Annotated in this window: 12 protein-coding genes; 9 read left to right on the top strand and 3 right to left on the bottom strand. The window is 63.6% G+C overall.

What is annotated here, in order from left to right:
* Positions 1 to 4 precede the first annotated feature (4 nt).
* Complete coding sequence (locus tag AC1DZ8_RS11230) at positions 5 to 865, bottom strand: MurR/RpiR family transcriptional regulator (protein ID WP_477303435.1); 861 nt, start codon at positions 863 to 865, stop codon at positions 5 to 7.
* Positions 866 to 1081: 216 nt separating this feature from the next.
* On the opposite strand from AC1DZ8_RS11230, the gene AC1DZ8_RS11225 reads away from it, so the two are divergent.
* The 6 genes from AC1DZ8_RS11225 to AC1DZ8_RS11200 all read left to right on the top strand — a co-directional run bounded on the left by AC1DZ8_RS11225 (position 1082) and on the right by AC1DZ8_RS11200 (position 6351).
* Positions 1082 to 1258, top strand: a complete 177-nt coding sequence (locus tag AC1DZ8_RS11225) for a hypothetical protein (RefSeq protein ID WP_477303437.1) — start codon at positions 1082 to 1084, stop codon at positions 1256 to 1258.
* Positions 1259 to 1347: 89 nt separating this feature from the next.
* Positions 1348 to 2340, top strand: a complete 993-nt coding sequence (locus AC1DZ8_RS11220) for a SctD/MshK family protein (RefSeq protein ID WP_477303438.1) — start codon at positions 1348 to 1350, stop codon at positions 2338 to 2340.
* A 101-nt stretch (positions 2341 to 2441) separates the two neighbouring features.
* The gene (locus AC1DZ8_RS11215) at positions 2442 to 2771 is read left to right on the top strand and encodes a hypothetical protein (RefSeq protein WP_477303440.1); all 330 of its coding nucleotides are present in this window, start codon (positions 2442 to 2444) and stop codon (positions 2769 to 2771) included.
* 77 nt (positions 2772 to 2848) lie between these two features.
* Positions 2849 to 3100, top strand: a complete 252-nt coding sequence (locus AC1DZ8_RS11210) for a tetratricopeptide repeat protein (RefSeq protein ID WP_477400890.1) — start codon at positions 2849 to 2851, stop codon at positions 3098 to 3100.
* Positions 3097 to 5256 carry a type III secretion system export apparatus subunit SctV gene (gene sctV / locus AC1DZ8_RS11205; RefSeq protein ID WP_477303444.1) on the top strand — a complete coding sequence of 720 codons (2160 nt, stop codon included), beginning with the start codon at positions 3097 to 3099 and terminating at the stop codon, positions 5254 to 5256. Before AC1DZ8_RS11210 ends, sctV begins: the two co-directional genes overlap by 4 nt.
* A 54-nt stretch (positions 5257 to 5310) precedes the next feature.
* Entirely contained in the window at positions 5311 to 6351 is a 1041-nt protein-coding gene (locus tag AC1DZ8_RS11200) for an EscU/YscU/HrcU family type III secretion system export apparatus switch protein (RefSeq protein WP_477303446.1), read from the top strand.
* Between the two features lie 55 nt (positions 6352 to 6406).
* On the opposite strand, the gene AC1DZ8_RS11195 is transcribed toward AC1DZ8_RS11200, so the two are convergent.
* Both AC1DZ8_RS11195 and AC1DZ8_RS11190 read right to left on the bottom strand, forming a co-directional pair.
* Positions 6407 to 7246: a putative hydro-lyase gene (locus tag AC1DZ8_RS11195; protein WP_477400888.1), complete on the bottom strand. Its 840-nt coding sequence runs from the start codon at positions 7244 to 7246 to the stop codon at positions 6407 to 6409.
* Positions 7247 to 7805: 559 nt separating this feature from the next.
* The gene (locus AC1DZ8_RS11190; protein ID WP_477303450.1) at positions 7806 to 8579 is read right to left on the bottom strand and encodes a DeoR/GlpR family DNA-binding transcription regulator; all 774 of its coding nucleotides are present in this window, start codon (positions 8577 to 8579) and stop codon (positions 7806 to 7808) included.
* A gap of 105 nt (positions 8580 to 8684) precedes the next feature.
* Here AC1DZ8_RS11190 and AC1DZ8_RS11185 point away from each other — a divergent pair, with 105 nt between their 5' ends.
* From AC1DZ8_RS11185 to AC1DZ8_RS11175, 3 genes are all read left to right on the top strand, one after another.
* The gene (locus tag AC1DZ8_RS11185) at positions 8685 to 9326 is read left to right on the top strand and encodes a TIGR00725 family protein (protein ID WP_477303452.1); all 642 of its coding nucleotides are present in this window, start codon (positions 8685 to 8687) and stop codon (positions 9324 to 9326) included.
* An 80-nt stretch (positions 9327 to 9406) separates the two neighbouring features.
* The gene (locus AC1DZ8_RS11180; protein ID WP_477303454.1) at positions 9407 to 10186 is read left to right on the top strand and encodes an ABC transporter permease; all 780 of its coding nucleotides are present in this window, start codon (positions 9407 to 9409) and stop codon (positions 10184 to 10186) included.
* A complete protein-coding gene (locus tag AC1DZ8_RS11175) occupies positions 10186 to 11229 on the top strand; it encodes an ABC transporter ATP-binding protein (RefSeq protein WP_477303456.1) in 1044 nt (347 codons plus the stop codon). Before AC1DZ8_RS11180 ends, AC1DZ8_RS11175 begins: the two co-directional genes overlap by 1 nt.
* Positions 11230 to 11238 lie beyond the last annotated feature (9 nt).

The raw sequence follows: 11238 nt of genomic DNA, 5'->3' as shown, positions 1-11238 counted from the left end.
GAGTCTACCGCGCGGGCTTCCAATAGATGCCGAAAGCAGCGAGTTGCTCTTCCGACTGTTTTACCCGTTCCGCAGCATCCGGCTCGGAGCGCGCCGCCATCAGCGCCACCAGCAGTTCGACGGCCGCGAAAGCCGGCGCCATGCTTGAAAAGAACGACTGCGAATTCGATGTGACGATGATCGTCTCTTGCGCGATCCGGGCGAGCGGCGCGACGCTGCTGTCAGTGATCGCCACCACGCTGACGCCTTGCCGGGCCGACTGACGCGCCATCTCGATCGTCGCGCGCTCATAGGGCGCCATGCTGATGGCAAGCACCATGTCGCCGCGGCCGGCGCGCCGCAGAGCGTCCAAGCCCTGGCCGGCCATTTCGGTAACGACAGCCACAGTGCGGTCATCGTCAGCCAGGAGCGACATGAGGTGCGCGAAGTGGCTTGCGACGGGATAGGCTGCGCGCGAGCCGAGACCGAAAAGGCGTCGCGATCGTTGCAGGACGTCGGCGGCGGCAATGATCTGCATGGCGCTGGTATATTCGCCGAGGCTCGAAATCTGCGCGGCAAGACTGTCGGCGACGACGCCGGCCACCGAATAGCCCGTTTCACCGGCTCCTCCGATCGCTTGCCGTGTCGTGCCTCGCGTGCTCGCCTCGCGCAACGCGCGAGCGTAGAGGCTGCGCATATCCTCGTAGCCTTCGAGGCCGAGCCATCGCGCCAACCGCATCATCGTGCTGTGCGAAACGCCTGCCTGTTGCGCCTGTTCGCGCATCGACATCAGCGCCACATCCTTGGGATGATCCAGCACAAAACGCGCCGCTACCCGCAACTGCGGCGGCATCGTTTCGAAGCGCTCGACCAATAGTTCCGCCAACGGACCATTTTCCATTTCATCAAACCCCTTTGACCCCTATCGCAGCTTATGCCTCAGACGCCTGCAATGCAACACTTGGAACTAAATTGGTTCATAAATTCCAAATGGACTTCCAATTCCAGTTGGACTGCCGTAAGGTGATAGTCGCAAGAGGCCAGGCAGCATCGCGCGGTCGCCTGGCGTTTGTAATTCGAATGGTTCTTCAAGGAGACGATCATGACCACAACCCCTCCGATCACCTCTGGCGGCTCGCCGGAAGACAACCTCGAGAAGATGATCAAGCAGCAGGAACGCATGTTCAGCCTCGAGGTAAAGAAAGATACCGCGAAATCTGAGCATGACATGAAAATGGGCCTGGCAAGCACGATGGGCCGGTCCGCCGAAAAAGTCTGACGGCTTACCGAATTCACGCCGCCGCGGACAAGCGGCGGCGTCTTCGCCGCCCGGCACCTTGAAAACCGTCATTGGGGAGACGAACCGGCATGACCGCCTTTTCAGCCGGCAAGCCAATGGAAGCGGTGCAGTTGCCACAGTTGAGGGCTGCAGGGACGACGCCCGCCGGCCATCCGGTCGTTCTGGCCGTCATTCACGGCGTGCACGGCGGCGCCGAAATCAGTCTGCACGAACCCGTTCACACAATCGGCTCCAGCACCGAAGCCGACATAGTCCTTGGCGATGCCGGCGTAGGGCCGATTCACGCAAGGCTGCGCCGGCAAGGCGGCATCGTGGAGATCGAAGCGATCGGCGGTGACGTGGTCCTCGCCTCGGGCGAGACGATCGAGGAAGGACATGGCAGCCGTTGCAGGCTTCCCGTCGTCATGACGCTCGGTGGCGCGACGGTCCGGCTGGCCAGCCAGCGACGGTCGACGGATTGGACCGCTGCCGGCCGCCTGGCTATGGCCGCGGGCTGCATCGTCTTCGTCCTGTGCGCGATCACCTTCACGGCAAGCGGGCTGTCGAAATCCTTGCCCGGCCTCACCCACCCGGCGTCGGCGTCGGACGGCGAGCCTGTCAAAGTCGCCTTCGCCGACCAGGCCAGGCAACGGACGCTCGACGATTCCTCGCCGCTCATGGCGCAGACCCTTGCCGAGGCGGAAAGCCAGCTCAGGCAGCGCCTCGACCAAAGCAGCCTGGGCGCACTGACCATTGAGAAATCATCGGAGCGTCTCGTGGTCTCGGGCGTGATCGCCAATGACATGTCGGGCGCCTGGACCGAAACGCAGTCATGGTTCGACCAGAAATTCGGCGCCCATGTCGCGCTTGCCTCCGCCGTCATGATCGGCAACGCCCAGCAGGCGCCGCGGCTGATGCTGCAGGCGATCTGGTATGGCGAGCAGCCCTATGTCATCGCGGCCGACGGAGCCCGCTATCACGAAGGCGCCTTCACCGACGATGGCTGGACGGTAAAGCACATCGGCGACACGGAACTCTTGCTGACCAAGGGCGGCGCCACGGTCGCGCTCAAGTATCAATGAGCCGCCGGCTCGAAGGGCCACGGCTGGACACGGCGCGAGCGGACGGCCGCGACGTCCGCCAGGCCGAAAGCGTTCGCGGCCAATCGATCGGTCGGCGACGCATGAACGACGCCGAGAGAGCCGCAAGCCGCACCCGGCAGGCGGCATCGGCCGGAGCCGCGGAAGACCCGCAAGTGCCGGAATTCCAATCGGCCAGAAATGCAGCCGACCTGTCTCTCGACGAGGTGCTCCTCGACTTCGTCATGCCGGTCGGCGCGGAGTCTGGAATCCTGCGGCGCTGCGTGCCGATTTTGCAGCGCTTCGTTGTGGACCTGGTTCCAGACCTTGAGGGCGGCGAGCAGCTCAGAACGCTTGCCGTGACGCTGATGGAAGAGGAAATCGAGCGCCATCGCAATCTGGTCGGTCGCATGCAGGAAGGAAGCGGAATCTGATTGAACCGCAAGAACCGGTGCATCTGCTGCATGTCCTGGGCTATCTCTACGGGTGTCACGGCCAGGCAAAGCGGGGCGTGGCCTACCTGCTCATCGCTGCGCAGCTCGAGCCACGCAATGCCGGCGTGCTGAAGACGCTTGCCCATCTGCTGATCCTGGAGGGCGAAGCCGAAAAGGCGCTGGCGACGGTTGCCAGGCTGGAGACCATGGACGGGAATGACCATCCGGCTCTCGCTCTCTTGAAGAGCCGCGCCCTGCTCGCGGCCGGCCGCAAGACCGAAGCGCGCAGCGCGCTCCGCAGCTTCCTATCGCAAAGAGGTGGTCAATGACGCAGCGGCTCCTGCAACTCCTGGTCAAGCTGTCTCGTCGCAGCGACCTGGTCGTCGCCGTCCTCCTGCTTTTCGCGGTGGTGATGATGCTCATCCCGCTGCCGACATTCCTCGTCGACATTCTCATCACCACCAACATCGCCATCAGCGTGCTTATCCTGCTGGCCGCGTTCTATGTTTCGCATCCGCTGCAGTTTTCCTCGCTGCCGTCGGTCATTCTGATCGCCACGTTGTTTCGGCTGGCCATCACCATCACGACGACACGGTTGATCCTGCTGCAGGCCGATGCCGGCGGCATCATCACCACCTTCGGCACCTTCGTGGTCGGCGGCAGCATCGCCGTCGGCCTGGTGATCTTCATGATCATCACCGTCGCGCAGTTCATCGTGGTTGCCCGCGGCGCCGAACGCGTCGCCGAGGTTGCCGCCCGCTTCTCGCTGGACGCGCTGCCGGGCAAGCAGATGAGCATCGATGCCGAGTTGCGTAACGGCGATATCGACCAGGCCGAAGCGCGCCGCCTGCGCCAGCAGCTCGAACGCGAGAGCCAGCTTTTCGGCGCCATGGACGGYGCGATGAAATTCGTCAAAGGCGACGTCATTGCCGGCATCGTCATCATCCTGGTCAATCTCATCGGCGGTTTCAGCGTCGGCACGCTGCAGCACGGCATGTCGCTCGGAGAGGCGGCCACGACCTATGCGCTGCTTACCGTGGGTGACGGGCTGGTCGCGCAGATACCTGCGCTGCTCGTTGCCGTGGCGGCCGGAACCATGGTGACACGGGTCGGCAGCGCGGATGGAAAAGGCGATCTCGGCGCACAGATTACCAGTCAACTCCTGCGCGATCCCCGAGCCATCGCACTGGCCGCCATCATCATGGTCGGCCTGGCCCTGGTGCCGGGCTTTCCAGCCCTGGTGTTCCTGGCAATCGGCGCCTGTCTTGGGGCGGGCGCCTATCTGATAAACCGCGCAATGCGGCGCCCAGACGAGGACGAGGACGCGGGCCAGGCCGCGGCTGGGGCTGCCGGCGACGGCAAAGCCGCGCTCGCAGCGCCTCAGACCCTGGCGCTGCCTGCGTCCTATCGCATTGTCGTGCGTCTCGGACGAGGGCTGGCGCAGGCTATATCGGAGACCGAATTCAGCACGCTCGCCGAAAGCGTGCGCGGCGAATTGTTCGGCGACCTCGGGGTCAACGTTCCAGCCATCGGCATGGAGGTCGACGAGACCGCTTCGCCGCGCGGCATCCGCATCGACCTGGAAGGCGCACCGATCCTCGACGAGGAAATCCCTGCCGCGCGCGTCCTCGTCGAAGCCGATGCCACGCATCTCGAGCTGCTTGACGTGACATTCGAAAAGGCGTCGCCCGTTGCCGGCGGGCGCAAATCCGTATGGGTCGACGAGCGCCATGTTCACGTCTTGAAGGAGGCAGGGTTCAGCTTCGCGACACCGGCCGAAGTGGCGGCAAGATGGGCGAGCAACGCGCTTCGTCTTTATGCCGGTCATTTCGTCGGTATCCAGGAGACACGCAAGCTCCTGTCCGACATGGAAGCCGAGTACGCGGATCTGATCAAACAGGCACAGGAAATCGTTCCGCTGCAAAAGATCGCGGAGGTCTTGCGCCGGCTCGTCGGCGAAAACGTGCCGATCCGCAATCTGCGCCTGATCCTCGAAGCCATCGTCGAATGGGGCCAGCGCGAGCAGGACGTCGTGCTTTTGACGGAAGGGGTGCGCACGGCACTGAAACGCCAGATCAGCTTTCGTTGCGCGGATCGCAACAACATCATTGCAGCCTATGTGCTGCAGCGATCAGCCGAGGACATCCTGCGAAAAGCCGTGCAGACCATGTCGAGCGGCACATTCCTGAACCTGTCCGACGACGATGCGCAGGCCCTGGTCGGGGAGATCGAACAGGTGCTTGCGCACAATACCGCCAATGCCGCGCCCGTGGTGCTCGCAGCGATGGATGTGCGGCGCCATATGCGCAGCCTGCTGGTGCACAATGGCATCGAACTTCCGGTCCTGTCCTTTCAGGAACTGGCGCAGGAATTCAACGTCCAGCCGCTGGCCACGATCACCGGTCGTTCCGGCAAGGCCGCGCGGGGTGGCGCGCAATCGCTGCCGCCGGCACAGGCAGAGGCCGAGCGAGAGGCCGCTTCGTGAGTTGGCGGACGGGATATTTTCGGGGAGCGGGAGACGCACGGTTAAGATCGAAAGATGAGCCAGGAAGCGGAAGAAAAAACACTGCCGGCTTCCGACAAGAAGCTGCGCGACGCCCGCCGCAAAGGACAAGTGTCGCATAGCCGGGATTTTGTCTCGGGCTTTACCTTCCTTGCAGTGCTGGCCTATCTCTACGTCGCATGGCCAATGCTTCTGGACCACATTCTACAGCTGGTTCAGACCGTGACTACACCCGGGGACGCATTCGCTGACATCAGCATGCGAGCCGTGCGACACACCTTTTCGGTGCTGATGATCGCCACGTTGCCACTGGTTGGGATCGTTGTCGTGCTCGCCATCGTGTTCGGCATGCTGTCGACGTTCGGACCGGTCTTTTCCTTCGAACCGCTGAAGCCGCAATTCGACAACATAAACCCGGCAAAGGGTCTTCAGAAAATCCTGTCGCTGCGCAATGTCATCGAATTCGCCAAGAGCCTGATCAAGGTGGTTCTGTTGGCTGGCGTGTTCGCAATTGTCCTGGCTTCGTCGCTGCAGCCGTTGTTCGACGCGCCCGGCTGTGGCCAGACATGCCTTGGGCCGACCGTCCTGGCTGTACTGGTGCCGCTGGGCTCTGCCGCAGCCCTCGCCTTCGTCGCCATCGGCGTGATCGATGTTCCACTGCAGCGCTGGCTGTTTCTTCGCGACATGCGCATGACGGTGAGCGAGTACAAGCGTGAAAACAAGGACCTCGAAGGCAATCCCCTGATCCGCCAGGAACAGCGGCGGCAGCGACGTCAGGCCGTGACGAGGCCGATAAGGCTCGGCGTGAAAAATGCGGTGATCGTGTTCGTTTCCGCCGACCGTGCCGTGGCATTGCGTTACATCAAGGACGAGACGCCAGTGCCGGCGGTCGTCGCCAAAGGCCAGGGCCGCGCGGCTGGCGAACTGGCGGCCCAGGCGCGTGAGGCAGGCATCGTCGTCGCCGAGGATGCAGCGCTCACTGAGGCCCTGTTCGAGGGGGCGCCGATGGGGTCCTATATCAAGCAGGAGATGTTCGCGCCCGTCGTTCGCCATCTCTCCCGCAACGGCCTCACCTGAAGCGCGTCGCGTGAATCCGTTTCAGCGTGACGGCTCTTTAGAGCGTTCGGGCGCTTCAATAGACTCTGAAAGGACCGATATCGGCGCGGCTATCCACATCGGTGATGAGCATGTAGCCGGGCGCGTTGGTGATGAAGATTTCCGGGCGCGGACGCTGCAGTGCATTCTGTGCGGTGAGGCCAGACGCCCAGAACACAGGAACTTCATCGTCCCGAACCCCAACCGCGTCGCCCCATTCCGGGGCCTCGATGTCATCGATGCCGATGACGTCTGGAGCGCCGATGTGGATTGGCGCGCCATGGGCCTGAGGATAGCGAACCGAAATCGCCCTCACCTTGTCGATATCGATACGGCGGATCGGGCGCATGGAAACAGCTAGGTTTCCGCTGAAGGGTCCCACACGGACTGTCCTGATGGCGCTGCGATAGACCGGCACCTTCATCCCCATTCTCACATGGCGCAGCTCGATGCCGCTTTCGATCAGCCTGTTCTCGAACGTGAAGGAACTGCCCAGGGCAAATGTGGAAAAATCTCCCCGCCACTCTTTGGTTATGTCCGTCTTCCGGCTCACCAATTCGCCAAATCGGTAGACATCGTATTGCGGCGCGTCGGTGCGCAGATCGATGTCGCCGAGCGCTCTTATGTGGGGCGACCCAACATTGCCCACCGCGACCAGGGGGCATGCCTTTGGGTTTCTGGCGCAGAACTGCTGAAATTCGTGGGCGTATCTGTTCGGGATCACCACGACATTTGCCTGAAGTTTGCCTGCCGACAGACCAGGGGTCCGTCCTACGAATTGCCCCAACCTGATGGAAATGCGCAGCCTTGCCGCGCTCATTTTGCGGACGTCTTCGTCCTTCTTCCAGGTGAGTAGCCGGAGAGTCGCGGCGCTCATGGCGACACCATGCAAAGAGCCGTCCCGGCCATTGGCGGGGTTGGGCGCTTTCCTGGTCCGCTTTTCCTGCGGAATGGCTGAATGGGTTGCAGCCTGAACTCGGCGCAAGACGGTCCCAGGCCGCAGTCTTCGCACGGCCCGGTCGTGCCGTATCGTTCCAGGCATCCGACCGGCCGGCAGGATGCGTGGCAATGTCGCTGCCTCATCAGCGAATTTACAGCGACCGACATCGTTCTCCCTCGTAGCGCAGGATGGACTTTGCGACCTGAGTGGTCTGTGCGCGATGCCGCATGGTTTGATCCCGATACCGCAGACTGTTGCAGCGGCTTCCAGCAGCCCGATTGCCTGGCCCCTCCGGCGCCAGGGCAAGTCTCGACCACATCGTGAGAGGACCTGAACTGCAGGCTGCTGGCGCACGCGGTCGCCGCCGGGAGAATTGCTGTCGTTCTCATCGTGATGGACCTAGAGAGAAAGGATCCAGTCAGCCCGTATCGCCGCTTGCCCGGATCGTGTTCAACAATGCCTGTTGCGTTGCTTGCCGGTACCAAACATGGGGTCGCTAAGGACCGCCGGCTTTCTCGACCCGGTAGCCGAATGTCGTGACGAAGCGTTTGCGGTCAGCCGGGCTGATTGCATCTGTGACGATCGTGAACCCGGCGCCGGGAGGGGCGACACGCACCAGTGCGCGACGGGCGAATTTCGAGGAATCGCCGACCGCGAGCACATGCGCCGACCGTGCGATCGCCTGCTGCTTGACCGCCACTTTCTCAAGATCGAAATCCATCAGTGCGCCATCCTCGTCGAAGCCGGAATAGCCGAGCACCGCGTAGTCGAAACGGAAGCGACCTATCATGGCCAGCGTCGTCTCGCCGGCCAGCGAACCGTCGGCGCCGCGCACCGCGCCGCCGAACACGAAGAGATCGATACCGGGGCGGCCGGTCAAAATCGCCGCAGCCGGCAGGCTCGCCGTGAAGACGCGCAGCCGCCGCTTTCCACATAGGGCCCGCGCGACGGCTTCGACGGTGGTGCCGACATCCAGAAAGACGATACTGTCCTCGGGAATCAACTCCGCCGCCCGCTCAGCGATGCGCAGCTTGGCGTCGGCGGCAACCGTTCGCTTTTCGGAGTAACCCAGACGCACGGACGCCTCGCACACCCCGACGCCGCCGTGAAAGCGCTGCAACAGGCCTTCGGCATCGAGCTTGATGATATCGCGACGCACGCTCTGGGCCGAAACGCTGAAATCGCGGGCCAGCGTGTCGATGGTGGCAAAACCGTGCTGGCTGACGATCTCGACGATGCGCGCCTGCCTCTCGGTAATCTTGTCGTTCAAGCTGGCTTCCATGGGTCCGACCTTGTCGCGACAGCTTCGAAGTGTGTAAGATATCTTCCATGTACTATCGCAGCATGATAAGCCTGCGGCAAGAGGAGAATAATGGTGAGCGAAGGGTTTTTGTGGTCGGCGTCCGAGAAAGCCCTGTTCGGCCCGGACGGCCGGTTCGATGCCTGGGCCATGGTATGGCGCGCTGGCGACGGGCCTGCGGACGCAGTTGCCGTCAGCGCAGTCGAGGCACTGCGCAGGCTGGCCGCCAATGGCGGCATCCGCCGCGTACCGGTCGGCATAATCGGACCGAAAATCGCCACGGACGACGAATTGGCAATGGCCGAACATATAGGCGGCGAGTTGGCGCGGCTCGGCCTGCAACTGTTATGCGGCGGCAGGAATGGCGTGATGGAAGCCGCCTGCAAGGGTTGCAGCGATGCCGGCGGGATGGCGATCGGCCTGCTGCCCGACGACGAATGGACCGCGGCCAACGACTATGTCGCCATTCCCATTGCCACCGGCATCGGCCCGGCCCGCAACGCCATCATCGCCCGCGGCTGCCAGATCCTTATCGCCATAGGCGGTGGCCACGGCACGCTTTCTGAAATGGCGCTTGGCCTGCATTTCAACCGCCCGGTTCTGGCGCTCGGCAACACGCCTCCGGTCGACGGCGCCACCCTGTGCCAGGATGCCGGCGAGGCCCTCGCCCGCCTGGCCGGATACATTCTGCGAGGCCAGAAACCAAACTTGTCATAAATCTATCACCCGCTGCGGATACATGGCACGATGAACGAAAACTTCCACGTACAGCCATTCAAATCAGAGGGACGCGGTTCGTGCTGCCAGTAACCGTTTTCTATCTGATCTTTCTGGCAGCGCCGATCCTGCTGTTGCTCATGGGTTCGTTTGGCGAGACGTGGAGCAACACGCTTCTGCCGCAAGGTTTTACCGGACGCTGGTATGCCGAGATCGCGGCGGACCCGAGCTTCCGCCGCGCCTTCACGACCAGTCTTCAGGTCGTGGCGGCCACATGCGTCCTCAACGTCATCGTCGGCCTGCCGCTGGCCTACGCCATCCATTCGGCAGCCCATCGCGGCCTGCGCTTCGCCGCGCGGCTTGCCGCGCTGATGCCGGTGGCCGCGCCCGAACTGGTGCTGGCCTTCGGCTTCATCCTGGTCTTTTCGTCGGACAGCCTGCCGTGGCTCGGCAGCTTCTGGCTGCTCGTCGCCGCGCATCTCGTGCTGACGCTTCCCTACAGCGTCACCACGCTGCTTGCCGATATGGAACAGCTGCGCCTTGCCGACTACGAAGGCGTGGCAGCTTCCCTTGGCGCGGGCTTTGCCCAACGCGCCCGCGACATCGTCGTGCCGCTTCTTGGCGCGAGCCTGACCTCTTCCCTGCTGACCGTGGCGGCGCTGTCGATCGGCGAGTTCCAGATTTCCAATCTGATCTCCGGCTTCCTCTCCCGCACCTATCCGGTGGTGCTGCTGCAGGCGTTCTACGGGGCGACGGGATTTGCCTGTGCGGCAACCGTGGTGCTCCTCGCATTGGCCACCATGGCGTCACTGGCGAGCTCGCTGGCGGCACGCACGACGGCCGGCGGGAGGACGGCCTGATGCTGGATCTCGACCAGGTCTCGTTCCACTATCCGCGCGCGAACGCCGGCGTCAGCGATGTGTCGCTGAAAGTCGGACGGGGCGAGCTGGTCGCCGTCATAGGCGCTTCCGGCTCGGGAAAGACCACCTTGCTCAACCTGCTTGCCGGCTTCCTGACCCCGGCCCAGGGACGCGTGATCATCGACGGCAAGGATGTCTCGGCCATGCCGCCGGAGCGGCGCGATCTCGGCATCGTGTTCCAGTCCTACGGCCTCTTCCCGCATATGCGCGCTTGGGAGAACGTTGCCTATCCGCTCAAGGTGCGGGGCATGACGCTGACTGAGCGGCGCAGGCGTGCGCTGGATGCCTTGGAGCGCGTCGGCATGAGCAACCGCGCCGACAACGCACCGCGCGAACTTTCAGGCGGCCAGCAGCAGCGCGTGGCGCTTGCCCGCGCGCTGGTGTTCCAGCCGCGCGGCCTTTTGCTGGACGAACCGCTTTCGGCGCTTGACGCCAATCTGCGCGTCGAGATGCGCGACGAGATCCTGCGCGTGCAGCGCGCGGCCGGCATCGCAACGCTTCTGGTGACGCATGACCAGCAGGAGGCGCTGTCGATCGCCGATCGCGTCGCCGTTATGCGCGACGGCAGGCTGGTGCAGGTGGCGCCGCCGCGCGAGCTCTACGACAGCCCTGCCGATGAGGCGGTGGCGCGCTTCGTCGGCGAGGCCAACCTCTGGCGCTCGACGATTACGGCCGCGGGCCACATCGAAACGCCGGTCGGCGTTCTCGCCTGCGACACGGCCGGCCATGCCCCTGGCGCGACCGTCATTGCGCTCGTGCGGCCCGAAAGCGTGGTTCCGCTCGGCGCGGATGCCCTGAGACACGTCAACTCACTTGCCGGCACCATCGTCGCCGACCGTTTCCTCGGCTCCACGCGCCGCATAGATCTTGCCGTCGGCAACGGCACGGTGCGGCTGGAAACTCGCATGCGCGAAGACGTAGGCGGCGTCGCGATCCCGCCGGACGCGATCCGGCTGCTGCCGCCCAACCAGCAAACCAGTTAGTCAAGCGAC

It is taken from the genome of Mesorhizobium sp. P2_F7 (assembly GCF_056403695.1).
The sequence above is the reverse complement of the archived record's forward strand: the minus strand, read 5'-3'. Positions and strand labels throughout refer to the sequence as shown.